The 24,327-nt window shown below is 67.3% G+C and carries 22 protein-coding genes; 1 reads left to right on the top strand and 21 read right to left on the bottom strand.

Features of this window, described 5'->3' with window-relative positions; all coding sequences use genetic code 11:
* Position 1 precedes the first annotated feature (1 nt).
* The 17 genes from lpxA to VA603_RS15345 form a co-directional block, all read right to left on the bottom strand.
* Entirely contained in the window at positions 2-793 is a 792-nt protein-coding gene (gene lpxA / locus VA603_RS15265; RefSeq protein WP_132865143.1) for an acyl-ACP--UDP-N-acetylglucosamine O-acyltransferase, read from the bottom strand.
* A gap of 18 nt (positions 794-811) precedes the next feature.
* Positions 812-1,270, bottom strand: coding sequence for a 3-hydroxyacyl-ACP dehydratase FabZ (gene fabZ, locus VA603_RS15270; protein WP_132865142.1), 459 nt, complete (start codon positions 1,268-1,270; stop codon positions 812-814).
* Complete coding sequence (gene lpxD / locus VA603_RS15275) at positions 1,267-2,289, bottom strand: UDP-3-O-(3-hydroxymyristoyl)glucosamine N-acyltransferase (RefSeq protein WP_132865141.1); 1,023 nt, start codon at positions 2,287-2,289, stop codon at positions 1,267-1,269. Before lpxD ends, fabZ begins: the two co-directional genes overlap by 4 nt.
* Positions 2,290-2,613: 324 nt before the next feature.
* Positions 2,614-5,079 carry an outer membrane protein assembly factor BamA gene (gene bamA, locus VA603_RS15280; RefSeq protein ID WP_165931192.1) on the bottom strand — a complete coding sequence of 822 codons (2,466 nt, stop codon included), beginning with the start codon at positions 5,077-5,079 and terminating at the stop codon, positions 2,614-2,616.
* 71 nt (positions 5,080-5,150) lie between these two features.
* Positions 5,151-6,509, bottom strand: a complete 1,359-nt coding sequence (gene rseP / locus VA603_RS15285) for an RIP metalloprotease RseP (protein ID WP_323439354.1) — start codon at positions 6,507-6,509, stop codon at positions 5,151-5,153.
* A gap of 26 nt (positions 6,510-6,535) precedes the next feature.
* Positions 6,536-7,732, bottom strand: a complete 1,197-nt coding sequence (locus tag VA603_RS15290) for a 1-deoxy-D-xylulose-5-phosphate reductoisomerase (protein WP_323439355.1) — start codon at positions 7,730-7,732, stop codon at positions 6,536-6,538.
* 2 nt (positions 7,733-7,734) lie between these two features.
* Positions 7,735-8,556, bottom strand: coding sequence for a phosphatidate cytidylyltransferase (locus VA603_RS15295; RefSeq protein ID WP_132865137.1), 822 nt, complete (start codon positions 8,554-8,556; stop codon positions 7,735-7,737).
* Positions 8,553-9,329, bottom strand: a complete 777-nt coding sequence (gene uppS / locus VA603_RS15300) for a polyprenyl diphosphate synthase (RefSeq protein ID WP_132865136.1) — start codon at positions 9,327-9,329, stop codon at positions 8,553-8,555. The genes VA603_RS15295 and uppS overlap by 4 nt, the downstream gene beginning before the upstream one ends.
* Positions 9,330-9,332: 3 nt before the next feature.
* Positions 9,333-9,890 carry a ribosome recycling factor gene (gene frr / locus VA603_RS15305; RefSeq protein WP_132865135.1) on the bottom strand — a complete coding sequence of 186 codons (558 nt, stop codon included), beginning with the start codon at positions 9,888-9,890 and terminating at the stop codon, positions 9,333-9,335.
* A 78-nt stretch (positions 9,891-9,968) separates the two neighbouring features.
* Complete coding sequence (gene pyrH / locus VA603_RS15310) at positions 9,969-10,697, bottom strand: UMP kinase (RefSeq protein WP_132865134.1); 729 nt, start codon at positions 10,695-10,697, stop codon at positions 9,969-9,971.
* A 109-nt stretch (positions 10,698-10,806) separates the two neighbouring features.
* The gene (locus VA603_RS15315) at positions 10,807-12,318 is read right to left on the bottom strand and encodes a GGDEF domain-containing protein (RefSeq protein ID WP_132865133.1); all 1,512 of its coding nucleotides are present in this window, start codon (positions 12,316-12,318) and stop codon (positions 10,807-10,809) included.
* A 173-nt stretch (positions 12,319-12,491) separates the two neighbouring features.
* Positions 12,492-13,370, bottom strand: a complete 879-nt coding sequence (gene tsf / locus VA603_RS15320) for a translation elongation factor Ts (protein WP_132865132.1) — start codon at positions 13,368-13,370, stop codon at positions 12,492-12,494.
* A 134-nt stretch (positions 13,371-13,504) separates the two neighbouring features.
* Positions 13,505-14,311: a 30S ribosomal protein S2 gene (gene rpsB, locus VA603_RS15325; RefSeq protein WP_132865131.1), complete on the bottom strand. Its 807-nt coding sequence runs from the start codon at positions 14,309-14,311 to the stop codon at positions 13,505-13,507.
* A gap of 287 nt (positions 14,312-14,598) precedes the next feature.
* A complete protein-coding gene (locus tag VA603_RS15330; protein WP_323439356.1) occupies positions 14,599-15,618 on the bottom strand; it encodes a Csu type fimbrial protein in 1,020 nt (339 codons plus the stop codon).
* Complete coding sequence (locus VA603_RS15335; RefSeq protein WP_323439357.1) at positions 15,609-17,924, bottom strand: fimbria/pilus outer membrane usher protein; 2,316 nt, start codon at positions 17,922-17,924, stop codon at positions 15,609-15,611. The genes VA603_RS15330 and VA603_RS15335 overlap by 10 nt, the downstream gene beginning before the upstream one ends.
* Positions 17,925-17,955: 31 nt before the next feature.
* The gene (locus VA603_RS15340) at positions 17,956-18,729 is read right to left on the bottom strand and encodes a fimbrial biogenesis chaperone (RefSeq protein ID WP_165931190.1); all 774 of its coding nucleotides are present in this window, start codon (positions 18,727-18,729) and stop codon (positions 17,956-17,958) included.
* 37 nt (positions 18,730-18,766) lie between these two features.
* A complete protein-coding gene (locus VA603_RS15345; protein ID WP_323439358.1) occupies positions 18,767-19,144 on the bottom strand; it encodes a Csu type fimbrial protein in 378 nt (125 codons plus the stop codon).
* Between VA603_RS15345 and VA603_RS15350 the strand changes: the two genes are divergently transcribed.
* Positions 19,128-19,610, top strand: coding sequence for a hypothetical protein (locus VA603_RS15350; RefSeq protein WP_323439359.1), 483 nt, complete (start codon positions 19,128-19,130; stop codon positions 19,608-19,610). The two genes, VA603_RS15345 and VA603_RS15350, sit on opposite strands and share 17 nt — an antisense overlap.
* Here the strand turns inward: VA603_RS15350 and VA603_RS15355 are convergent.
* The 4 genes from VA603_RS15355 to VA603_RS15370 form a co-directional block, all read right to left on the bottom strand.
* Positions 19,563-20,522, bottom strand: a complete 960-nt coding sequence (locus VA603_RS15355; protein ID WP_323439360.1) for a Csu type fimbrial protein — start codon at positions 20,520-20,522, stop codon at positions 19,563-19,565. The two genes, VA603_RS15350 and VA603_RS15355, sit on opposite strands and share 48 nt — an antisense overlap.
* 89 nt (positions 20,523-20,611) lie before the next feature.
* Positions 20,612-23,005: a fimbria/pilus outer membrane usher protein gene (locus VA603_RS15360; RefSeq protein ID WP_323439361.1), complete on the bottom strand. Its 2,394-nt coding sequence runs from the start codon at positions 23,003-23,005 to the stop codon at positions 20,612-20,614.
* Positions 22,956-23,753 (bottom strand): fimbrial biogenesis chaperone, encoded by a 798-nt coding sequence (locus VA603_RS15365; protein WP_323439362.1) that lies wholly within the window; start codon positions 23,751-23,753, stop codon positions 22,956-22,958. Before VA603_RS15365 ends, VA603_RS15360 begins: the two co-directional genes overlap by 50 nt.
* A gap of 10 nt (positions 23,754-23,763) precedes the next feature.
* Positions 23,764-24,276, bottom strand: a complete 513-nt coding sequence (locus VA603_RS15370) for a Csu type fimbrial protein (protein WP_323439363.1) — start codon at positions 24,274-24,276, stop codon at positions 23,764-23,766.
* Positions 24,277-24,327 lie beyond the last annotated feature (51 nt).

The following is a 24,327-nucleotide window of genomic DNA, read 5'->3' on the forward strand; positions in this document are numbered from 1 at the left end:
CTCATCGCTGCAACGGGCGCTCGCCGCTTTCGATGAAGTCCAGCAGCTGCTTCACGTCGTCGCTGTCGCGCGCCTGTTCGGCCAGTTGTTGCTTGGCCTCGGCCAGCGGCAGGCCAGCGACGTAGATGGTGCGGTAGGCGCGCTTGATCGCGCTGATGCGCTCGGCATCGAACCCGCGGCGCTTGAGGCCCTCGCTGTTGATGCCGCGCGGGCGGCCATGGCCATCGATGCCGACCATGGTGAACGGCGGGATGTCACCGGTCACCAGCGAGCCCATGCCCAGGAAGGCGTGGTCGCCGATGCGGCAGAACTGGTGGGCACCGGCAAAGCCGCTGATGATCACCCAGCTGCCGACGCTGACATGCCCGGCCAGCGTGGTGTTGTTGGAGAACACGCAGTGGTCGGCCACATGGCAGTCGTGGGCGATGTGGGTGTAGGCCAGCATCCAGTTGTCGTTGCCGATGGTGGTCACGCCACCACCGCCGGCGGTGCCACGGCTGAGCGTGACGAACTCGCGGAACACGTTGCGGTCGCCGATGACCAGCTCGGTGCGTTCGCCGGCGAACTTCTTGTCCTGCGGCTCGCCGCCGACGGCGACGTGGCCGATGAAGCGGTTGTCGCGGCCGATGCGGGTCGGGCCGTGGACGCTGCAGTGCGGGCCGATCTCGGTGCCGTCGCCGATCTCCACTTCCGGCCCGATCAGGGTGAACGCGCCCACGCGCACGCCGCTACCCAGCTTGGCGGAAGGGTCGATGACCGCGGTCGGATGGATCAGGGAGGCGCTGTCACTCATGCAAAGACTCCGGCTGGATTACTCGCGGGTGCCGGCGCACAGCACTTCGGCGTGCGCGACCACTTCACCGTCGACCTTGGCTTCGCCGTAGTACACGGCCATGTTGCGGATCACGCGCTTGACCTGCACATGCAGCTCCAGCACGTCGCCCGGCACCACCTGCTTCATGAAGCGCACGTTGTCGACCTTGACCAGGTAGAACAGCTTGGACTGCGCATCACGGCCCAGGCTCAGCTGGGTCAGCACGCCACCGGCCTGCGCCAGCGCCTCGATGATCAGCACGCCCGGCATGATCGGCTGGCCGGGGAAGTGGCCCTGGAAGAACGGCTCGTTGATGGTCACGTTCTTGTGCGCAACGATGCGCTTTCCTTCCACGTCCAGCTCGACGACCTTGTCGACCAGCAGGAAGGGGTAGCGGTGCGGGATCAACGTCTGGATGGTGTTGACGTCGACGGGCAGCTGCAGCGGTGCGTTCATTCCTTCTCCTTGCTCACAGCCAGGATGCGCCGCGCGAGCGCATCGAGCTGCTTGAAGCGCGCGGCGTTCTTGCGCCACGTGCGGTTATCGGTCAATGGGGTACCGGACGAGTACTCGCCCGGTTCGGTAATGGAGTTGCGGACCACCGACTTGCCGGTGATCACCACGTGGTCGCAGATTTCCAGGTGGCCGACCACGCCTACCGCACCGCCGAGCAGGCAGTAACGGCCGATCTTGGCGCTGCCGGCGATGCCGGTGGAACCGGCGATGGCGCTGTGCGCGCCGATCTGCACGTTGTGGGCGATCTGCACCAGGTTGTCCACGCGCACGTCTTCGTCGAGCACGGTGTCTTCCAGCGCGCCGCGGTCCACACAGCTGTTGGCGCCGATCTCGCAATCGTCGCCGATGCGTACGCCGCCCAGCTGCGGCACCTTGATCCAGTGGCCGTTGTCCATCGCCAGGCCGAAGCCCTCGGCGCCAAGCACCGCGCCGGGATGGATACGCACGCGCTTGCCCAGCTTGACCCGGGCGACCAGGGTGACGCGGGCCAGCAGTTCGCTGCCGGCCTCCACGATGCAGTCATCGCCGATCACGCAGCCCGGGCCGATGATGGCCGCCTCGCCGATCACCGAGCGTGCGCCGATGCAGACGTGGGGGCCGATGTGCGCACTGTCCGCCACCGTCGCGCTGGGATCAATCACCGCGCTGGGATGGATGCCGGGCTCGCGGACCGGCACGGTTTCGAACAGCGCACCGATCTTGGCGAAGGTGGTGTAGGGATCCTTGGCGATCAACGCGGTGCCGGGTGCGGCCTCGGCGTCATCGGCGCGCAGCACCACGATCGAGGCCTTGCTGTCGGCCAACTGCGCGCGATAGCGGGGATTGGCGAGGAAGGTCAGCTGGCCGGGGCCGGCATGGGCGAGCGTGGCCACGCCGGAGATGGCGGCAGCCGGATCGCCGTGCACCTGCAGGCCGAAGCGGTCGGCAAGTTCCTGTGCGGTATGGGTAGGAATATTCACGTGGCGAGTTTACAGCCTGTGCAGGTGGTGGTCATGCGGGCGGCCGGGCCGACGTGGCGCGAGACAGACGGACGTGGACCGGCCAACAGCGGTCAAGGCGTGGACCGGAAAGGGAGCCAGAGCCCGTCACCGCCCACGCAGGCCGGGGAGGGGGCCGTAAACCGGAAGCCCTAAACGACCAGAACCGCGCGCCGGCGGTTCTGGAGGAAAGCCACTTTGGTAAGGGCGCGCGGGGATCTGGAAGTCCCGGAGCGCGCCCCGGCAGCGCGCCCATGGCGTGATGCCGGGTACCCCGGGCCGCCCCGGGGTCAGCGTGGCAGTCGCTTAGAACTGCCCACCGAAGGTGAACTGCAGGCGTTCGATCTCGTCGCCGTCTTCCTTCTTCAGTGGGATCGCGTAGCTGATCGAGATCGGGCCGACCGGGGCGCGCCACAACAGGGCGACACCGGCTGAGGCACGCAGCTCGTTGGCCTTGAAGTTGTCCACGCCGTTGTAGACGTTGCCGAAGTCGACGAAGGCCGACACGCGCGCGGACGGGCTGTCGAACAGCTTCGGGAAGTAGGCTTCGATCGAGCCGACGGTCTTCACCGAGCCACCCAGCGGCTGGCCGTTGTAGTAGCCACCGATGATCTCCGAGCGCGGGCCCAGGGTGTTGTCCTCGAAGCCGCGCACCGAGTTGGTGCCGCCGGCGTAGAAGTTCTCGAAGAACGGCAGGCCGGTGGCCTTCACCTGGCGGTGGTTGGCGGTCGGGTTGGTGGCGCAGTCGACGACCTGGGTGGTGTCCGGGGTGCCCGGGACCGCCGGCGTGCTGCCGTTGGCCGGCGTGCCCGGCGTACCGGGGATCACGTTCCAGCAGATGTCACGGACCTTGTCGCTGCCGTACGAATCACCGTAGCCCAGTTCCAGGCGGGTATTGATGACCAGCGACGGGATGATCGGCCAATACTTGGAGAACTGGTAGCTGAGCTTGTAGTACTCCACGGTCGAACCCGGCAGCGTGGCTTCCAGGCCCAGGCGCTGGTAGGTACCGGCGGTCGGCATGAAGTAGTCGTTGCGGGTGTCGCGCGCCCAGCCCAGCTCGGTACGCCAGGAGTGGAACGTCTTGGAGCCAATGGCATCGATGTAATCGATGATCGCCTTCGGCGTGTAGCCCTGGTAGGTCGTGATCTGGTTGCTGTCGATGCCGAACATCAGCGAGAACGCATCGTTCTCGGTGATCGGCACGCCGAACACCACCTGCGCCGCACCGTTGGTGCTGTTGTACTGGGCGGTGTTGAAGTCGGAGTAGTCCAGCTCGCGCCAGGACAGGTTGTAACCCAGCGACACGCCGTCATCGGTGAAGTACGGGTTGGTGTAGGAGAAGCCATAACGCTGCAGGTAGCTGCTGCGCGAAGCCTCGACCGACACGCGGTTGCCGCCGCCCAGGAAGTTGTTCTGCGACAGCTGCACCGAGGTGGTCATGCCGTAGGACTGCGAATAGCCCAGGCCGAACACGAAGCTGCCGGAGGTGGTTTCCTTGACGTTGTAGACCACGTCGACCTGGTCGTTGCTGCCGGTGACCGGGGTGGTTTCCACGTCCACCGACTCGAAGTAACCCAGGCGCTGCAGGCGGATCTTGGAGCGGTCGATGGCGGCCTGCGAGTACCAGCTGTTCTCGAACTGGCGCATCTCGCGGCGCAGCACCTCGTCGGCGGTGCGCGAGTTGCCCTTGAACACGATGCGGCGCACGGACACGCGCGGGCCCGGCACGACCTGCATGTTCACCGCCACGGTGCGGTCACCGCGGTTGCTGGTCGGGATCGGGTTGACCTTGGCGAAGGCGTAGCCGATGTTGGACAGGCTGTTGGTGATGCTGTCCGCGCTCAGCTCCAGCAGGCCGCGCGAGAAGATGTCGCCGGACTTCTGGAACACCATCTTCTCCACCGTTTCCTGCGGCAGGATGGTGTCGCCGGTGACCTTGATGTCGGAGATCTTGTACTGCTCACCCTCGGTCACGCCGGTGGTGATGAACATGTCGCGCTTGTCGGGGCTGATCGAGACCTGGGTGGAATCGACGCTGAAGTCCACGTAGCCGCGGTTGAGGTACCAGGAGTTCAGCTTTTCCAGGTCGCCGGACAGCTTTTCCTTGGAGTACTGGTCGTCGCGGCGGTACCACGAGGCCCAGTTGTGCTCCTTGGACTCCCAGGTTTCCAGGATGTCCTCGGCTGGGAACTTCTCGGTGCCGATCAGGTTCACGTGGCGGATCTTGGCGGCCTTGCCTTCCTTCACGGCAATGGCCACGTCCACGCGGTTGCGGTCCAGCGGGCTGACGGTCGGGGTGATCTCGACGTTGTACTTGCCGCGGTCGTTGTACTGGCGGCGCAGCTCCTGGGTCACGCGGTCCAGGCTCAGGCGGTCGAAGGTGCCACCCTCGCTCAGGCCGATGTCGGCCAGGCCCTTGAGCAGCTGCTCGCTCTTGATGTCCTTGTTGCCGGTGACGGTCAGCTTGTTGATCGCCGGGCGTTCCTTGACGGTGACGACCAGGATGTCGCCCTGGCGGTCCAGCTGCACGTCCTCGAAGAAGCCGGTCTTGTACAGCGCACGGATGGTGTCGCCGACCTTGGCATCGTCGACCACGTCGCCACGCTCCACCGGCAGGTAGGTGAACACGGTGCCGGAGGAGATGCGCTGCAGCCCGTCCACGCGGATGTCGCTGGCGGTGAACGGCTCGGCCGCCTGTGCGAGCGCAGGCAGTGCCAGGCCGGCAGCAAGGGCGAGGGCTAGCAGGCGGCGATTGGGGAGTCGCGTCATATCACGTCCGGTTGGAGTCGATTTCAGAGTTGCGTGGGTGCCGGCGTATGACGACGTCAGCGGGAAAAAGTTCATCGCGGGACCAGGCTGAGGATGTCGTTGTAGAACGCCAAGCCCATCAGCCCGGCCAACAGCGCCAGGCCGATGAATTGACCCGTCGCCATGGCACGCTCGCTCAGCGGGCTGCCCTTGACCAACTCGATAAGGTAATACAGCAGGTGCCCGCCGTCCAAGACAGGGATGGGCAGCAGGTTGATGATGCACAGGCTCAGCGACAGCAGGGCCAGGAAATACAGGAACCAGTCCACCCCGCGCTCGGCCGAGGCATTGGCCACGCGGGCGATGGTGATCGGGCCGGAAACGTTCTTCAGCGAGGCGTGGCCGGTGAGCATCCGGCGCATCATGCCAAGCGAGTCTGACGCCAGTTTGCCAGTCTCGCGCACCGCGGCCGGCAGGGCGGCCAGCACGCCGTACTGCTGGCGGGCGTCATAGGCAGGGGCCTGTCCCTGCTGGAAACCCACGCCCAGCAGCCATTGCGGCTTGCCGTCGGCACCCTGCCCGGGCTTCGGGGTCAGTTCCAGCGCCAGGCGCTCGCCATTGCGCTCGACCTCGACCATGCCGGGGCCGCCGCGCTTGCCCAGCGCCTCCACCAGCGGGGTGACCTGGTCCATGCTGTCCACGCGCTGGCCATCGACGGCCAGGATCAGGTCGCCGCTCTGCAGCAGGTTGGCGGCGGCCGAGCCGGTGACCACGCTGTCGACCCGGGCCGGCTGCAGCCAGAACTGCCAGACCAGGCCGGCCTGGGCCGGAACCTGGCGCTCGTCGAAGCCGGCCGGCAGCTGTGACAGCGGCAGCACCCGGGTGCGCTCGTTGTCCAGGGCGTCGCGGACGCGCACACGGGCGTCCTGGCGGTCCATGGCCGCGGTGGTCAGCGCCATGCTGGCCTCGGCCCAGGTGTCGACCATGCGCCCATCCACCTCCAGCACGCGGTCGCCGCTGGCGAAGCCGGCGCTGGCAGCGATGCCGGTGGTGCGGCCGAGGGTGGCTGAATAGTCCTGCCGGCCGATCACGAACATCACCCACAACAGGGCGATGCACAGCAGCAGGTTGGCGGCCGGGCCGGCGGCGACGATGGCGATGCGCTGCCAGACGGTCTTGTTGTTGAACGCGACCGCACGCTCCCCGGCGGGGACCTCGACCTCGCGCTCGTCGAGCATCTTCACGTAGCCGCCCAGCGGGATCGCGGCGATCGCGAACTCGGTGCCGTCCTTGTTGTAGCGGCTCCACAGCGGCTTGCCGAAGCCCACCGAGAAGCGCAGCACCTTCACCCCGCAGCGGCGGGCCACCCAGTAATGGCCGAATTCATGGAAGGTCACCAGCAGGCCAAGGCTGACGATCATCCACCACACGGAACCGAGGAAGTCAGCCATGTGCAGCGCTCGGTTGGGGGAAGGGCTCAGACATGCGGCAGGTGGGCGATGGCGGTGCAGGTGGTATGGCGGGCCTGTGCATCAGCGGCCAGCAGGGCCTCCAGTGTATCGGCGGCCGCGTGAGGCAGGGTGGAGAGGGCATGTTCCACCAGCGCAGGGATCGACAGGAAGCCTATGCGGCCCTGAAGAAAGGCTGAAACCGCTTCTTCATTGGCCGCGTTCAGGATGGCCGGGGCGGTGCCGCCGGCGTCCATCGCCTGCCAGGCCAGGCGCAGGCAGGGGAAGGCGTCCAGGTCCGGGGCCTCGAAATCCAGCCGGCCCTGGCTCAGCAGGTCCAGCCCGGCCACGCCGGATTCGATGCGGCGCGGCCAGCCCAGGCCCACGGCCAGGGTGGTGCGCATGTCCGGCAGGCCCATCTGGGCCAGGGTCGAGCCGTCGATGAACTCGACCAGCGAATGCACCAGGCTCTGCGGGTGGACCAGCACGTCGATGCGCGAACCGGGCACGTTGAACAGGTGGTGGGCCTCGATGACCTCCAGCCCCTTGTTCATCAACGTCGCCGAATCCACCGAGATCTTCGGCCCCATCGACCATTTCGGGTGGGCGACGGCCTGGGCGACCGTGACCGTCTCCAGCGCGGCCCGGCTGCGGCCGCGGAACGGGCCACCGGAGGCGGTGAGGATGATCCGGCGCACGCCGGAGTCCAGGCTGGCATCGCGCGAGCGCAGGCACTGGAAGATGGCGTTGTGTTCGCTGTCGATCGGGATGATCTCAGCGCCGGCGGCGGCCGCTTCCCGGGTCAGCAGGGTGCCGGCCAGGACCAGCGATTCCTTGTTGGCCAGCAGCAGGCGCTTGCCGGCGCGGGCGGCGGCGAGCGTGGAGGCCAGGCCGGCGGCGCCGACGATGGCGGCCACCACGGTGTCACAGGCGGCGCTGGCCGCCAGCGTCTCGATGGCGGCATGCCCGGCATGGGCTTCGGTCGCCAGCCCGGCGTCGGCCAGCCCGTCACGCAGGCGTTCGAACAGGGCCGGGTCGCCGATCGCGGCATGGTCGGGGCGGTGGGTGCGGCACAGCGCGAGCAGCGCATCCACGCTGCTGCCGGCGGCCAGCACGCTGGCGCGCATCTGCTCCGGGTGGCGGGCGATGACGTCCAGCGCTGAGGTGCCGATGGAGCCGGTGGCGCCGAGGATGGCGACCTGTCGCGGGGTCGAGGAGGAGGACATGGTCAGAAACCGAAGATTTCCTTGCCCAGCGCGAACACCGGCAGCGCGGCCAGCACGCCGTCGATGCGGTCCAGCACGCCGCCGTGGCCCGGGATCACGTGGCCCGAATCCTTGGCGCCGGCGTGGCGCTTGAGCAGGCTTTCAAACAGGTCGCCGAGCACCGAGGCCAGCACGGCGATGGCCGCCACCAGCATCAGCCAGCCGAACTGCGACATCTGCACCCCGGCGATCCAGCCGAACACGCCCGCGGTGACCATGCCGGCGACCAGGCCGCCAAGCAGGCCTTCGATGGTCTTGTTGGGGCTGATGCGCGGGGCCAGCTTGTGCTTGCCGAAGGCGCGGCCGGCGAAGTAGGCGCCGGAGTCAGCGGCCCAGACCAAGGTCAGGGCGGTCAACAGCCAGCGGTGTCCGTTCGGCTCGCTGCCGTGGATGAGCACCAGCGAGGCCCAGGCTGGCACGATCGCCAGCGTGCCGGCCGCCAGCTTGAGCGGGCGGGCGCCGCTTTCCTCGTGCGCGCCGAAATTGAAGAAGCGCAGCCACAGCAGGGCCAGCAACCAGAAACCGACGCCGATCAGCGCGGTCAGCTGGAACAGCACGTCATAGCCGGCCGAAGCCCAGACCATCAGCACCATCAGCAGCAGGTTCAGGACCAGCAGCACGGTGCGCGGCAGGCCGTCCACGCCGGACAGCTTCAGCCATTCCCACAGCCCGACCAGGAACACCAGCGCGGCCGCGGCCGCCAGCCATTGGGTGGGCAGCAGCAGAATCGCGCAGATGGCCACCGGGGCCATGATCAGCGCGGCGATCACTCGGGTCTTGGTCATGGAAGGGCGCTCTCGGCCGCCTTGCCGGCGGCGATCTGGGCGCTGGTCAGGCCGAAGCGGCGTTCGCGCCCGGCATAGTCATCCAGTGCCTGTTGAAGGATGGCAGCATCGAAGTCCGGCCACAGCACCTCGGTGAACCACAGTTCGGTATAGGCCAATTGCCACAGCAGGAAGTTGCTGATGCGGGTATCGCCACCGGTGCGGATGAACAGGTCCGGCGGCGGCATGTCGGCCAGGGCGACGTGTTGCCCGAGCAGGGCCTCGTCGACCTGGTCGGGGCGCAGCGTGCCTGCGGCGACCTGCTCGGCCAGGCGTCGGGCGGCCATGGCGATGTCCTGGCGGCCGCCGTAGCTGGCAGCGATGCTCAGGGTCATCGTGGCGTTGGCCGCGGTGCGCTGCTCGGCCTTGTCCATGCGCTGGACGATGCTGGCGGCGAAGCGGGAGCGGTCGCCGATGAAGCGCACGCGCACGCCGCGCCGGTGGAGTTCATCCACCTCGCGGTCCAGCGCGCCGAGGAACAGCTTCATCAGCGCATCCACCTCGTCCTGCGGGCGGCCCCAGTTTTCACTGGAGAACGCGAACAGGGTGAGCGCGGCGATGCCGCGTTCCAGGCAGAAGTCGATGGTGCGGTTGACCGCGCGCGCGCCGGCGCGGTGGCCGATCATGCGCGGCCGACGGCGTTGCTGCGCCCAGCGCCCATTGCCATCCATGATGATGGCAATGTGGCCCGGCAGGCGCGGTGCGGGTGTGCCGCTGGGCAGGACGGATGGCACCGGTCAGACCGCCATCAGTTCCTGTTCTTTCTGCTTGACGATGTCGTCGACGTCCTTGATGGCCTTGTCGGTCAGCTTCTGGATGTCGTCCTGGGCGCGACGGTCGTCGTCCTCGGTGATGGCCTTGTCCTTGAGCAGCTTGGCCACGTCCTGGTTGGCATCGCGACGGATGTTGCGGATGCCGACCTTGGTCTCCTCGCCTTCCTTGCTGACCGACTTGGCCAGTTCCTTGCGGCGCTCCTCGGTGAGCGGCGGCAGGTTCAGGCGGATCACCGTGCCCATGGTGGTGGGGGTGATGCCGATGTCCGAGGCGTAGATGGCCTTCTCGACTTCCTTGATCATGTTCTTGTCGAACAGGGTGATGACCAGCGAGCGGCCTTCGGACACGCTGATGCTGGCCACCTGGTTCAGCGGGGTGTCGGTGCCGTAGGCCTTGACCTTGATGCCGTCCAGCAGCGCCGGGGAGGCACGGCCGGTACGGATGGTGGTGAGGGTGTGGCGCAGAGCGTCGAGGCTCTTTGCCATGCGCGTCTGCGCCGTGGTTTTGATGTCGTTGATCATCGCCCGAATCCTTGATGGTGCTGGAACCGGGCGATTATAGGCGAAGACCCCCCTCCATCGGACCGGAACCGTGGAAGGTCAGTGTGCGTCGCGGCCGTGGACGAGGGTGCCGATGTTCTCGCCGTGCAGGATCTTGAGCAGTTCGCCCGGCTGGCCCATGTCGAACACGCGCAGCGGCAGGTCGCTGTCGCGGGCCAGGGCGAAGGCGGCGGTGTCCATCACTTCCAGGCCCTGGCTGATGACCTGGTCGTAGCTTAGGGTGTCGTAGCGGACCGCGTCGGCGTGCTTGTTCGGGTCCTTGTCGTAGACCCCGTCGACCTTGGTGGCCTTGAGCAGCAGGTCCGCGCCGATCTCGATGGCGCGCAGCGCGGCACCGGAGTCGGTGGTGAAGAACGGGCTGCCGACGCCGGCGGCGAAGATCACCAGGCGGCCCTTTTCCAGGTGGCGGATGGCGCGGCGGCGGATGTAGTCCTCGCACACGTCGTTGATCTTGATCGCGCTCATCACACGCGCCTTGGCGCCGAGCTTCTCCAGCGCGTCCTGCATGGCCAGCGCGTTGATGACCGTGGCCAGCATGCCCATCTGGTCGCCGGTGACTCGGTCCATGCCGCCGGCGGCCAGGCCGGCGCCGCGGAAGATGTTGCCGCCGCCGATCACCAGCGCCACTTCGGCACCGGCCTGCTGGGCTTCGATGACCTCACGCGCCAGGCGGTTGATGATCTTGGGGTCGATGCCGTAGTCCTCATCTCCCATCAGCGCCTCCCCGGAGAGTTTCAGAAGGATGCGTTGGTAGGCGAGTTTGGACATGACGACCTCTGGTGGCTGGAAAACGCGGGAATTCTAACGGAACCCGGGTCGTACAGTCAGAGCTTTGTTGCAGTGCGGCGACAATTCGCGGGAATTGCCGCCCGCCGGTTCAGCAGGCGGACGGTTGCGACACCGGGGACGGTGCGCGGGCGATGACCCGGTTGCGCCCCAGGTTCTTGGAGCGGTAGAGCACGTCGTCGGCGGCCTGGAGCAGGCCGCGGGTGTCGCTGAAGCGCTCGTAGGCGCCGTGGGTGGCCACCCCGGCGGAGAAGGTGACATACAGCGGCGCCTCGTTGACGATGGCCATCGGGGTCTGGGTGATGACCTGCAGCACGCGGCGGATCACTTCCACCGCGATCTGCTCGTTCGCGCCCGGGAACAGCACCACGAACTCCTCGCCGCCGAAGCGGGCGACGGTGTCGGTGCCGCGCAGCTGGCCCTGCAGCCGGCTGGCGAAGGCCTGCAGCACCTGGTCGCCGACCAGGTGGCCGTGCTGGTCGTTGATCTTCTTGAAGTCGTCCAGGTCGATGAAGGCCACCGACAGCGGCCGGGCGGCGGCGCTGGCGCGGGTGAACTCCTGTTCCAGCACGACCTCCAGCTGGCGCCGGTTGAGCACGCCGGTCAGGGCATCCAGGTGGGCCTGTTCGGACAGGCGCCGGGCCTGGGCCTCGAAATCGTCGGCGCGGCGGTGCGAGGCGCTGGCGTCCTGCAGTTCGCGCAGGTTGCGCAAGGCCATCAGCTCACTGGCGTGGTCGAGCAGGTAGGTGATGCGTGCCGGCGAGGGGACCGGGATGTCGAACAGTGCGCTGATCTCCGGCAGCATCTGGCTCATCTGCTGCAGGACCTGCTCGAACTGGGCGCTGTCCAGGCCCAGCTGGGTGTGGACCAGGTTCAGTGCGTGGGCACGGGCCGCGTCGACGTCGTCGGCCAGCCACATCTCGGCCAGCGCGCCGGACAGCGCCACGCAGCGTTCGAACGGGTCGGCCGGTTCGGCCGGGGGTTCGCTGTGCGCGATGGCGTGGGTGAGGTAGTGGGGCAGGCCCCACATCTCGACCAGCCGCGCACCAATATCGGCGTGGGTGCAGTCGAACAGGGCGCGCTCGTGGTCGAGCAGGCCGTCGTTGCTGGTGGCATCGGCCAGGATGGCCGGGTAGCTGTCGGCCCGGACCTGCAGCAGGGCCAGGATGCCGATGTCCTGCAGCAGCCCGGCCAGCATCAGTTCCTCGAGGCGGCGCACGCCGATGGCCAGGCCCAGGTAGCGGGCGCCCAGTGCGCTGAGGATGCCGCGGCGCCAGACCGCCTCATGCAGTTGCGCGTTGCGTGCGTCGTCCTCCAGGGCCCGCGAGAGACTGAAACCCAGTGCGAGCTGCAGGGTGGCGTTGAGGCCGAGCATGGTCAGCGCCTGGCCGAGGTTCTCGATGCGGCGGCGGCTGGCGTAGAGCGGGGAGTTGGCGATGCGCATCATGCGCGCGCTCAGGCCCATATCCAGTGCAATGACATCGGCCGCGGTGGCGATATCGGTCTCCGGATCCTGCGCCAGCTCGATCAGGCGGACGGCGATGGCAGGCGGCGAGGGCAGGTTGCGGCAGAGGGACAGTGCAGCGTTGAGCTCGGGCGACATGACAGGCAGGCAGGAGGCAATCCCTCAAAGCATACAGACACCCCCCGAATATGAAAGGGGCGTCATGGTTTTGCATGAAAGTGGTTGCACTTCCCGCGTGCTTCGGTTTGCGGAAAAACAAAGAAGCCGCGGAGGTCCGCGGCTTCTTCGGGTGTTGCGGGCTCAGGCAGGGATCAGACCTGCATGGCCTTGGCAACTTCGGCGGCGTAGTCTTCCACCACCTTCTCGATGCCTTCGCCGACCATCAGGCGCTGGAAGCCGACGACGTCGCCACCGGCGGCCTTGACGGCCTGCTCGACGGTCTTGTCGCTGTCCAGCACGTAAGCCTGGCCGTACAGGGTCACTTCGCTGATGATCTTGTTGATCTTGCCGCTGATGATCTTTTCCAGGATTTCGGCCGGCTTGGCCTTGTCCTTGTCGGTCATCTTGGCCAGCTCGATTTCCTTTTCCTTGGCAACGAACTCGGCCGGCACGTCGGCGGCCTTGTTGTGCGGCGGGTTCATCGCGGCCACGTGCATGGCCAGGCCGTTGGCCAGCTCGGCGTTGCCGCCGGCCAGGTCGACCAGCACGCCGATCTTGCCGTTGGAGTGCACGTAGGCGCCCACGGTGTTGTTGCCGTCAACCTTGACCAGGCGGCGGATCTGGATGTTCTCGCCCAGCTTCTGGATGGCGGTGGCGCGGGTTTCCTCGACGGTCTCGCCGGTCGGCAGCTTGGCCGACTTCAGGGCTTCCACGTCGGCGGCGCCGGAGGCCAGGGCGGCCAGGGCGACGGAGTCAACGAATGCCTTGAAGTTGACGTCGTTGGCGACGAAGTCGGTTTCCGAGTTCACTTCGACCAGCACGGCCTTGCCGCCGTCGACGGCGACGCCAATGCGGCCTTCGGCGGTGACGCGGTCAGCCTTCTTGTCGGCCTTGGCGGCGCCGGACTTGCGCAGGGCCTCGGCAGCGGCGTCGATGTCGCCGTTGGTTTCGGACAGAGCCTTCTTGCACTCCATCATGCCGGCGCCGGTGCGCTCACGCAGTTCCTTGACCAGGGAAGCAGTGATTTCCATGGAATTTCCTCACGAATAGAAAGGGGCAGGCCGGCAATGGTCGCCGGCCGTTGTTACGTGGCCCTGTCAGAAGCCGGCGCGCTGGGCTGCCGGTACAGGGAGAGCGGGCGCAGGGGCTGCGCCCGCCGGGTGCATCAGGCCGAAGCCTCGTCGCCCTTCTTGGCGCCCTTCTTGGCCGGAGCGCGGCGAGCCGGCTTGGCTTCTTCGCCGGCGTCGGCGTCGGCGAACTCTTCCTCGCGCACCGAGGCGGCGTTCGGAGCAGCGGCCTTGCCTTCCAGCACGGCGTCAGCGGCGGCGCGGGCGTACAGCTGCACGGCGCGGATGGCGTCGTCGTTGCCCGGGATGGCGTAGTCCACCAGTTCCGGGTTGTAGTTGGTGTCGACCACGGCGATCACCGGGATGCCGAGCTTCTTGGCTTCCTTGATGGCGATGTCTTCGTGACCGATGTCGATGACGAAGATGGCGTCCGGCAGGCGGTTCATTTCCTTGATGCCGCCCAGCGAAGCTTCCAGCTTGTCGCGCTCGCGGCGCAGGCCCAGCACTTCGTGCTTGACCAGCTTGTCGAAGGTGCCGTCGGTTTCACCGGCTTCCAGTTCCTTCAGGCGGGCAACGGACTGCTTCACGGTGCGGAAGTTGGTCAGGGTGCCGCCCAGCCAACGCTGGTTCATGAACGGCATGCCGCAACGCTCGGCTTCTTCCTTGATGGCATCGCGTGCGCTGCGCTTGGTGCCCAGGAACAGGATGGTGCCGCGCTTCTGGGCAACGGACGAGATGAAGTTCATCGCATCGTTGAACAGCGGGACGGTCTTTTCCAGGTTGATGATGTGGATCTTGCCGCGGGCGCCGAAGATGTACGGAGCCATCTTGGGGTTCCAGTAGCGGGTCTGGTGGCCGAAGTGGACGCCGGCTTCCAGCATCTGACGCATGGTGATCTGGGGCATTGCAAAAACTCCTGACGGGGAACCGGCTGCCGGGTAAAAGGGAGGGCAGTCCGCATTGAAGCGGTAGGTTCCGGGGTTGGGCTTCCCCGACGCCTCCGTGGCCGAACCCTGACTGGCAAGGCACCCCGGCACGGATGGGGGCGAAGGGTGTGGATTCACCGATGACGCACGGCGTGGGCGGCATTTGGCAGGGCAGGGCCCGGCAAAGCCCGCGAAGTATAGCGGCAGCGGGTGTCGGCCGCAAATTGCCAGACCCGGCGGCGCCCGGGGGCAGGCAGACGGGCGGATCAGTAGGTCAGGGTCACGGTCACGGTGTCCGTGTAGCTGCCGGCGCGGGTGCCGGGTTGGGCGGGGATGCGGCCATAGACGGTCAGGATGCTCGGGTTCTCACTGCCGGTACCCGCAACGCCGGAGGCCGGCGAGCTGCCCCAGCGTTCCAGCCGGTTTGCATCCCGGTACAACTCGTAGGTGATGCGGTTGCCTGCCGATGCCATGCGCCGGGTGCTGCCGTTGGCATTGGCGCCATCGTTCAGCGTGACGTTCCATGGTGCGCCGATCGGGCATTGCAGGCTGATCGTGGAGGTCTGTTCGCGGGGGCTGGCCAGGCCGTCGCTGCGGCCGAAATCCATGTCGCTGGCAGCGTTGATGCGACAGCTGTTGGTGTAGAGGGCATTTACCCCCGCCCAGGTGAAATTGGCCTGGCCGGCACCGCCACCGGCACCGGCCGCCCCGTTGCGGCAATCGTCCACGCTTGGGGTGAGCACGTAGCCGTAGCTGTAGCGGACCACGGAGGCGCCGGGAGTGCCCAGATATGGGAAGGTGGCCGGCAGGTTCTGCCCCGCGGGTACGCGGCCATACAGGGGGATGCTGAGCTGGCGCGACTGGCGGACGCCCACATCGAAGCTGAGGCTGTAGACGGGATAGGCGCTCCCCAGAGGGCCGACCAGTTGGGTGCGTGCCGGATCCGCATACAGGTCGTAATTCATGAAGGCGCCGTTGCCATTGCTCATGCGCCGGGGGGCGATGCCAGCGGGCGTGCCTTCACCGACGAACACGCAGACGCTGAACTGCGCGGGCAGGATCGACCATAGATCGGCGGGCCCTTGGCAGGTAAGTTGCAGGGTGGTTTGCGCGTCACTTCTGCCTGCCGAGGTGACGGTGCCGAAATTCAGCTGTAACGGACCGGTGACCGAGCAGCTCTGGGCAGGGACCGATAGCGGGAGACTGGCCAACAGGAAAGCAGGCAACCGTACCGTCCGGCCTGGCGACCGGCGGGATGCCCGGCGATGCCAGCGGCTCATCGGCATATCACGTCGGCAAGTTCGAAGTGGCCTTCGCGGGCCGGGACAACCGGCAGCGCGGCGTGGCACGCGGCATCGCCGCCATCGAAATGGAGGCGTGCCTGTGCGGGGGGATCCTGCACATAGACCTTGCCTTCGTGACCCACGCTGAGCGCAATGGGCGCACTGCCCTCGGCTTGCAGGATGATGTGGCTGCCGGCCGGCAGCCATTGGCCGTGGCGGTCACGGATGCCGAATTGCAGGGACAGGGTGCGGCGCATCGCGAAACTCACCTTGGCCCCGCTGCGGGAGGCGGGGACGACATCAATGCGGGTCGCCTTGATCAGCATGTCCGCCGGCAGTTGTTGGGGGTCGATCGAGAGCTGGTTGTGCTGCCAGGCGTTCAGCGGCGTGACCAGCAGATAGCCGCGGGCGTCGGTGGTCCCGACCATGCGGTTCTCCAGGTGTATCGGCACATGGCCGATGCCATCGGTGGAGACCAGGGCGAAAGCATCGTCGACCCGTCGTAGCGCTTGCAGGTATCCGCCCAGCCAGACCACGCCGCCGCTGGCGCTGGCATAAAGCAGGGTCGAGTGGGCACCGCTGCTGTCGGTGCGCTCCAGGCCGGCGCTCCATTGCCCGTACTCGCCGAGTCGGGTGACTTCGGCGCGCGCGCTGCGGTAGTTGCCCTCGCTGGCCTGGGCGTGCCATCCCCAGCCGCCCAGGTCGCTGGAAACACCACGACCGGCTTCCATGGACACGCTGTTACCGTCCAGGCCATGGCGGGCCGAGGCGGCGATGCTGGTGTGGCGGTCGAGGGGCAGTGACCAATACAGGAAGGCGCTGTCGCTGCGGCTGCCTCCCAGGTTGCGGTTGTAGCTCAGGCTCAACAACGCGTTGCCGCTGGAGCTGCGGGACCAGTTGAAGCTGGCGTAGCGGCTCGGATCGACGCCGGGCAGCCGTTGGGACACGTAACTCAGTCCGAACTGGCCGAAGCGGGTGCTGAAGCCGGCATACGCCTGGTCAGTCCGGCGCGGCAGCGTCGCCTGCTCAAGAACCGCCGGGACATCGCGAAAGCCTTGGCTGCGGCGCAGCGTGCTGGCGGCCAGGGAGAGCCATGAAGAAACCCATTGATAGCCCAGTCCGTACTGGCTTCCCTGGCGTGGGCCGGCCTGGCTGGCTGCCAGCGAGGCGCTGAGCACGCCGCCACGTTGGCCCAGCAGCATCTGCATGCCGGCACCGGCCTGGACGATTCCCGCACTGGCCTCGGCGTGGGCTTCCACCGTGAGCCATTCTTCCAGGCCGCGGCGCGTGCTGGCACTGGCCACCGGTTTGTTGCCGTAGACGAACGAGCGCCGGCCATAGTCACGGCGCAACGTGCCGAGTTCCAGCGACCAGTCGGACAGCCCTGCCTGCAGCAGGCGCGGGCTGGCGTACAGCGCGAAGTCCATGGTCCGGCGTTGGCCATTGATGTCGGTGACCACCAGTTGTGCTTGGCCTGCGCCGTTGATCGAAGGTGCGGCGTCGAGTTGGAAGCCTCCAGGCAGCACCTGCTGGCTGGACTGGCGAATGCCATCGATGTACAGGTCGACGGTGGACGGCAGCACGGCCTCGCCCGCGAAGGACGCCAAGGGCGTGGTGACCCGGTACGGCTGCAAGGCGAAATTTCGCGACAGGCGGATGCCGCCGATGCGCGTGGCGCGCGACCAGTCGAGCGCGCCGCTGAGGGTGTCGCCGATGCTCAACGTGAGCATGGTGTCGGGGAGGTCCAGTTGCCAGCGGCTGTCCAGGCGCGTGGTACGGATACCGGTGCCGGCGCTGCCGGTGTGGAGTTCACTGGACATCGTAGTGCTCCACTGGCCGGGCCCCATGCCGAACAGGAGCAGTTCGTTGTACGCGTTGTAGTTGCCTGTGCCCGCAAAGCGCTGTCCGTACAGGTCGTAGTTGAGCAGGACACCGGGGCTGCGTTGGCCGGGATCGGGGCCGAGCATGGGCCGCCGCGCCAAGTCAATGTGCGTGAGTGGGCGCTCGAGCATCTGCACTGGCACGAGCAGGTCCAACTGCTGGAGTGAGGCGTCGAAATCGACGCGGACGCCGGCCAGCGCATGCAGGGCGATCAGTCCCGTTGCATCGGCTGCGGCGGGCGGACGCAGGCCCAGTTCGCGCAGGGTGGATGGACTGGCCAGCAGCACGCCATCACGGGTGATGAAGCGGGCCAGCCGGGTATTCGGTTCGTGGTTGATCCGGGTTTCGAGAAACAATACCTGCCCGGCCGGAGCCGTTTGGCCGGCGGGAGTAGCGGTGGCGCCATCCACAGGGGCGTTCACGGACATGGCTTTGCCGGCGGACATGGCGAGCGCGACGCTAACGATCGGTGCCGGCCAGCGGTAGGGCCTGCGCGCTGGTGTCGTCGTTGAGCTTGGCGTGGAGGGTGCCATGGGCAGCAAGGGCCTCGGGCAGGGAAAGGGTCCATCGCATCTGCTGTCCGGCAAGCACGTAACCCAGCAGTCCCGGGGTGATGTCGACGCGGCGTCCGTCGGCCGACAGCCACGACACCTGACTGATGCGGATGCGGCCGGTGCCGTTGTTGTGCAGGGTCAGGCTGGCGCTGCGGCCCTGTGCCCGCCAACTGCCCTGCAGCAGGCCGATGTCGGTGTTGGCGGCCTTGCCAGCCGGTGGCTGCGGTGCCCGTGTGCCGGCCGGTAGTACGAACACCGGGATCGAATGCCTCAGCAGGAACTGCAACCCACCCGCCGAAGTGGGGGCTGCCGGCTCAGGTAGTTCGTCGACAATCAGCCGGAAAGCCTGCTCGCGGGCCGATGGGGGCACCTGTTCGCGCACGATGCGTACCAGTTGGCGTTGCCCGGGGGCGATCTCGCTCATCGGTGGGCTGGCCACCAGGGCGTTGCTGGGGAGCAGTTGCTCCTGGCCATCTGCCTGCTGCCACTGGTGAATGCGCACCTGCGCGCGCAGCGGTTGCGTGCCGTTGTTGCTCAGCCACAGGATCTGCGCGGGCTGGGTGTGTTCGAACTCCAGCAGGATGGGTTCAACCTGCAGGTTTCCGGCGCCAGCATGGCCGGCGGCCCCCACGAAAGCCAGGATCGCAGCGCTGAACCGTCGCCGGCGGTTGCCTGTCAATCGTCCAAGCGGCGGGTTGCACATGGCTGCCCGCCGTTCAGTAGGTGACTGTGGCGACCACGGTATCCACATAGCTGCCGGCCGCGGCATTGGTGGAAGGCACCCGGCCGAACACCGGGATCAGCTGATCGGTGGCAGTGCCGGTGCCGGCCAGCGTATTGCTGCCCAGTACATCGCCCCAGACGTCCTGGCGGCCGGCATCGCGGTACAGGCCATAGGCCACGTACTGGTTGTTGGCGTCGGCCATGCGTCGGTTGTCACCCGCGGCGGTGGGGCTGCTGGCGTTGGTGCCGGCATTCAGGCCGATGGCATAGGGCGTGCCCAGCGTGCAGTTCACCTGCAGGGTGCCCTGTGCATCGACCGGTGTGCCGGTGGAGCGCGCATGGCTGGAAAAATCGATGTCGCTGGCACTCACCGATTGGATGAGGCACGACTCGGTGATCACGATCCGTACCTGGAACTGGGTCGTGGCGGTGGCTGTCTGCGCGTGGCTGGAGAAACTGGCGAGGGCAAGCGCGCTCGCGACCAGGAATGCATTGAAAGTGTCGATGACCGTCTCCTTGCAGGTTGGGCCGCCGCAGCGCCGCTGGATTCACCGATTGGGCGCGCGTCAGGGCTGGAGTCCGCGATCGAATTGGAATGCGCGGCAGGCACCATCGATGATGTGCCGCGCCGTGGCCGCAGGGAAGCGAGGGGGGCTGCCGATACAAAAGCCGAGCAATATCAATGCCGGCATGGATCGTGTGCGTACCATTTCGGGGTACAGCCAGGTGACGGTCCACTCATTCCTGCCTGCCGAGTGGAGCACGTTCGGGAAAGATGGCGCGGCAGTTTCAGAAGGTGAGCGTGACCGTGATGGTGTCGCGGTAGCTGCCTGGTGAGGCGGCGGGGTCGCTGAAGACACGGCCATGGACCGTCAGTGATTGTTCGACATTGGTGCCGATGCCACTGACCCCGGTGGCCCGGGTATTGCCCCAGCGTTCGAGCAGCGCGGGGTCCCGGTACAACTCGTAGCCGAGGCGCTTGCCGCCGGCGTTCATGAAGCGACGGCCCGCCTGGGCGTAGGCGCCATCGTTCAGGGTGACGTGCCATGCGGTATTGGCCGGGCACTTGAATCGGATGGCCGAGGTCTGCTCCAGCGCGGCAGCCAAGCCGCCGGCCGTGCCGAAATCCATGTCGGTGGCGGTGGAGATCCTGCAGGTGTTGGCGACGCGTGCGTGGATCCCGCTCCAGGTGAAGTTGGCGATGCCGGCACCGCCAAAGTGGCCTGGCGTCCCGGCGCGGCACTCGCTTTCCGTCGGGGTGTAAACGTAGCCGTAGCTGTACCGCACCATCGAATTGGTTGGCAGCCCTTTGTAGGCCGAGGTGGCGGGCAGGTTCTGTCCTGCCCGTACCCGGCCATGGATGGGAAAGTCGTGGTAATAGGTGGCTCGCGGGGCGACGCCGAAGGTGGCGCTGTGCAGGGGATGGTTGGATCCCGGTGTGCCGATCATCAGCGTCCGGCTGGAATCGGAGTAAAGGTCGTAGTTCATGTAGGCATCCGTGCCGTTGTACATCCGCCGTGGTGCGATGCCGGCAGGCGAGCCTTCGCCGATGAACAGGCAGACCCGGAACAGGGCGGTGCTGATCAAGGTGTTGGTGCCACCACTGCATTCCACGCGAAGGTAAGCGCTGGCATCGCGCGCACCGGTGCCGGAGACGGTGCCGAAGTCCAGGGATGCCTGCTGGCGGACAGTGCACACCGGGTAGGCAGCAAACGACAGGCTGGGCGCCAACAGGATGGCCAGGGACACCAGCACCCGCGTTGACCATGCGTGGGCGTGGCCTCTGGAATGGATGTACATCAGGGGGCCGGGACGGCGCAGGGGAGTGCAGGAATGGCTCATTGGCAGACCACATCGGCCAGGTTGATGCGCCCTTCGCGCAAAGGGGCTTCGGGCACGGCGGCGCTGCAGGCGTCGCTGTCGGAACGGAAGTACAGGTGCGCCAGCGGGGGCGGATCGAGCAGGTAGACCTTGCCTTCGTGGCCCACCAGCGTAGTGGCCGATGGGGCGCCGGGTGCCTTGAGGGTGAGGCGGCTGCCGGCCGGCAACCATTGGCCGGCCCGGTCGCGCACGCCGAACTGGATGGCCAGGGTGCGGCGCATCGCAAACGCCACCTGGATCGCGCTGCGTGTTTCCGGTACGGCGTCATGCCGGACGGTCTCCAGCAGCATGTCGGCCGGAAGGTCCAGCGGGTCGATGGACAGCTGGTTGCGTTGCCAGGCAGTGAGATGCGGAATCAACAGCTGTCCATGCCTGTTGGTGACGCCGACGGTGCGGTTCTCCAGTTGCACCGGGACACCGGCCACGCCGCTGGTGGATACCAGTGCGAAGGCATCATCGACACGTGGCAGGGCGTGCAGGCGCCCGCCCAGCCAGGCGATTCCGCCGTTGGCACCGGCGTAGAGCAGCGGGCTGTTGCCGCTGCGGTTGTCGTGGTCCAGGCCGGCCGTCCATTGGCCATGGTTGCCGTGCTGACTGATTTCCCCGCGCGCGCCATAGCGGTGATTGCCCGCGCTGGTCTGCGCGCGCCAGCCCAGTTCGCCCTGCCCGCGGCTGGCGCTGCGATGGGCTTCCACGGACAGGCTGTTGCCGCCGCGGTCATGGCCGATGGACGCGGCCGTGGCGATGTGCCGGTCCAGGGGCATCGACCAGTACAGAAACGCGCTCTCGCCGCGGTGGTCGGTGAGGTCGCGGTTGATGTTGAGGTTGAGCAGCGCACCGCCGGGGGATGTCAGGGACCAGTTCAGTCCTGCATGGCGGTTGCGCGAGGTATCCGGGTACTGCTGCATCACATAACTCAGGCCCAGCTGTCCGGCCGGGGTGCTGATGCCGAGGGAGGCCTGTTCGGTCCGGCGCGGCAGGGTGGCGCCCTCATGCACGGCGGCCACGTCGCGATAGTCCGCGCTGCGGCGCAACGTGCTGGCCGCGGCGGCAAGCCGCGGTGACGTCCATTGGTAGCCCAGCCCCCGTTGCTGGCCCGTCCTGGCACCGGCGCGACTGCTCGCCCACGAGCCGCTGACTACCCCGCCACGCTGGCCAAGCAGCAGGACCGCGCCGGCTCCGGTCTGGCCGATGCCGTGACTTCCCTCGACATGGGTCTGCAGGGTCAGGTGCTTGTTCATGCCATGGCGAAGGCTGGCGCTGGCCAGGGCGACGTCGCCGTAACGGAAGGAGCGCTGGCCGTACTCGCGTCGGATTACCCCTCCCTCCAGCGACCAGTCCGACAGCCCCGCCTGCAGCAGGCGGGGGCTGCCATACAGGCTGAAGTCCAGCGCGCGACGTTGTCCGTTGATATCGGTGATGACCAGCTGCGCATGGCCCGTGCCGTTGAGCGAAGGGCTGCCATCCAGCTGGAAGCGGCCGGGGAGCAGGGAATGGGTGGATTGCCGGATGCCGTCGATGTACAGGTCGACCGTGGAGGGCAACACCGCCTCGCCGGAGAATGCGGCCGGGGGAGTGGTGATGCGGTAAGGCTGCAGGGCGAAGTTGCGCGATAGTCGAATGCCGCCGATACGCGTCGCGCGTGACCATTCCAGCGCACTGGTGGTGGTGTCGCCCACGGTCAGGGTGATCATGGATTCGGGGAGATCCAGCTGCCAGCGGCTGTCCAGGCGCGTGTTGCGGGCGCGGACGTCCGCCTTGGCGGGCCCGGCATGCAGGCGGCTGCGCATCGTGTTGCTCCAGACGCCACGGCCCACCCCGAACAGGCGCAGTTCGTTGAAGCTGCTGAGGTTGCTTCCCTCGCCGGAGCGCTGGCCGTACAGGTCGTAGTTGAGCACCGCACCGGGCACGCGTTGGCGTGCATCGCGCGGCGCAGCTTCGGTGAGGGTCAGGTCGATATGCGTCACCGGGCGGTCGAGCATCTCCACCGGCGCCAGCAGGTCGAGGCGTTGCCGTGGTGCGTCGTATTGCACGCTGAGCCCCGCCAGCGAGGGCAGTTCGACCAGGTGCCGGGTGGCAGCGCCGGCCGGCAGTCGGAGCCCCAGTTTCCACAGGGTGGCCGGGCTGGCCAACAGCACATCACCGCGTCGTACGAAGCGTGCCAGCTTGCCGGTGGCGGCCTCGTTGACGCGGGTGTCCAGGTAAAGCACGTGCTCGTCGACCGCGATATCCGTCGCATCACTGGCAGGTGCGTCGGCCAGGGCCAGCCCGGTGACCGCGGCGGCAACGGCCTGCCGAAGCCTACTGGCCGGCAGCGATCTGCGGCAGTGCTTGTGGGTCGGTGTCGTCATTGAGTCTTGCGTGAAGCGTGCCGTTGCCGTGCAGGGGCGAAGGCAGGGGCAGTGTCCAGCGCACGCCGGCACCCGGCAGCACGTAGCCCAACAGGCCCGGAGACAACTCGATGTCCGGGCCCGTGGGCGTCACCCAGCGCAGCTGGCTGATGCGGATGCGTTGTGTGCCGTGGTTGTGCAGCACCAGGGAGAGGTTGCCGCGTTCCTTCGTCCAGTGGCCCTGCAGGTGGTGTGCGTCCGTTGGCAGGCGGCCGCCGCTGCGCTCCAGTTGGGGCACTGCACCGGGCGGCAGTACGAACACGGGGATGGAATAACGCAGCAGGAACTGCAGGCCAGGGACGGGGGTATCCGCGTCGCCGGGCAACTCGTCGACGATCAGTCGGAACGCTTTCTCTAGGTCATTGATGCCGGGCTCGGCCTGTACCAGCCGGACCAATTGGCTGTGGCCCGCCGCGATCTCGATCAGTGGCGGGCTGGCGAGCAGGGCGTCGGAGGGCTGCAACACGTCCTGCTGACCCGCTTGTGTCCACTGCTGGACGCGGATCTGCGCGCGCAGCGGGTGCTGCCCGGTGTTGGCCAGCCAGAGCGTCTGCGAGTGCTGGCCATGGGCAAACTCCAGCAGGATCGGGGCGACCTGCAGGTTGCCGGCATGTGTGCTGCCCGCGGCGATCAGCAGCAACGCAAATGCGGCGGTGGCGAGCCCGCGCAGGCTCGCCACCCGCGACGCGGGCGGGTGGCGTGGGGACATGAGGGCCCGCTCAGTACATGACGGTGGCAGTGACCGTGTCCACATAGGTGCCGGCGGGGGCGTCGGTACCCGGGACGCGCCCATACACCGGAATGGACTGGGTGGCCGCGGTGCCCGTGCCGGCCAGGGTGTTGGTGTTGCTCACATCGCCCCAGAAGTCGGTGCGCGCTGCGTCACGGTACAGGCCGTACCGGACGTAGCGGTTGTCGGCGCTGACCATCCTGCGGTTGTCGGCCGATGCCGTGGGGCTGGTCGGGTTGAGGCCGGCATTCATGGCGATCTGGTAGGGCGTGCCCTTGGTGCAGTTGAGCTGCAGGGCGCCCTGCTTGTCGATCGGGGTGGCGTCGGTGGAGCGCGCGCGGGTGCCGAAGTCGATGTCCGTGGCGCTGATGGTGTGCACATCGCAGGACTCGGTGATGACGATCTTGACCTGGAACTGGGCGGTATCCGTGGCGGCGAGGGCGGCGCTGGGCAGGGAGGCGGCCAACAGGCCGGCGAACAGATGAGCGGTACGAGCGTTCATTGGGATCCTTGCGCGGGGGGAGTGGGGCACCGGCTGCCGCGTTGGCGAGCC

This window comes from Stenotrophomonas capsici, assembly GCF_034961085.1.
Classification (GTDB): domain Bacteria; phylum Pseudomonadota; class Gammaproteobacteria; order Xanthomonadales; family Xanthomonadaceae; genus Stenotrophomonas; species Stenotrophomonas capsici.

Excerpts from the sequence above, each read along its gene's own strand:
- tsf (WP_132865132.1), bottom strand. The coding sequence starts at position 13,370 with ATGGAAATCACTGCTTCCCTGGTCAAGGAACTGCGTGAGCGCACCGGC.
- VA603_RS15315 (WP_132865133.1), bottom strand. The coding sequence starts at position 12,318 with ATGTCGCCCGAGCTCAACGCTGCACTGTCCCTCTGCCGCAACCTGCCC.
- rpsB (WP_132865131.1), bottom strand. The coding sequence starts at position 14,311 with ATGCCCCAGATCACCATGCGTCAGATGCTGGAAGCCGGCGTCCACTTC.
- VA603_RS15330 (WP_323439356.1), bottom strand. The coding sequence starts at position 15,618 with ATGCCGATGAGCCGCTGGCATCGCCGGGCATCCCGCCGGTCGCCAGGC.
- frr (WP_132865135.1), bottom strand. The coding sequence starts at position 9,890 with ATGATCAACGACATCAAAACCACGGCGCAGACGCGCATGGCAAAGAGC.
- VA603_RS15335 (WP_323439357.1), bottom strand. The coding sequence starts at position 17,924 with ATGTCCGTGAACGCCCCTGTGGATGGCGCCACCGCTACTCCCGCCGGC.
- VA603_RS15350 (WP_323439359.1), top strand. The coding sequence starts at position 19,128 with ATGTCGCTGGCACTCACCGATTGGATGAGGCACGACTCGGTGATCACG.
- pyrH (WP_132865134.1), bottom strand. The coding sequence starts at position 10,697 with ATGTCCAAACTCGCCTACCAACGCATCCTTCTGAAACTCTCCGGGGAG.
- lpxA (WP_132865143.1), bottom strand. The coding sequence starts at position 793 with ATGAGTGACAGCGCCTCCCTGATCCATCCGACCGCGGTCATCGACCCT.
- VA603_RS15365 (WP_323439362.1), bottom strand. The coding sequence starts at position 23,753 with ATGTCCCCACGCCACCCGCCCGCGTCGCGGGTGGCGAGCCTGCGCGGG.
- bamA (WP_165931192.1), bottom strand. The coding sequence starts at position 5,079 with ATGACGCGACTCCCCAATCGCCGCCTGCTAGCCCTCGCCCTTGCTGCC.
- VA603_RS15290 (WP_323439355.1), bottom strand. The coding sequence starts at position 7,732 with ATGTCCTCCTCCTCGACCCCGCGACAGGTCGCCATCCTCGGCGCCACC.
- rseP (WP_323439354.1), bottom strand. The coding sequence starts at position 6,509 with ATGGCTGACTTCCTCGGTTCCGTGTGGTGGATGATCGTCAGCCTTGGC.
- VA603_RS15370 (WP_323439363.1), bottom strand. The coding sequence starts at position 24,276 with ATGAACGCTCGTACCGCTCATCTGTTCGCCGGCCTGTTGGCCGCCTCC.
- VA603_RS15360 (WP_323439361.1), bottom strand. The coding sequence starts at position 23,005 with ATGACGACACCGACCCACAAGCACTGCCGCAGATCGCTGCCGGCCAGT.
- fabZ (WP_132865142.1), bottom strand. The coding sequence starts at position 1,270 with ATGAACGCACCGCTGCAGCTGCCCGTCGACGTCAACACCATCCAGACG.
- VA603_RS15295 (WP_132865137.1), bottom strand. The coding sequence starts at position 8,556 with ATGACCAAGACCCGAGTGATCGCCGCGCTGATCATGGCCCCGGTGGCC.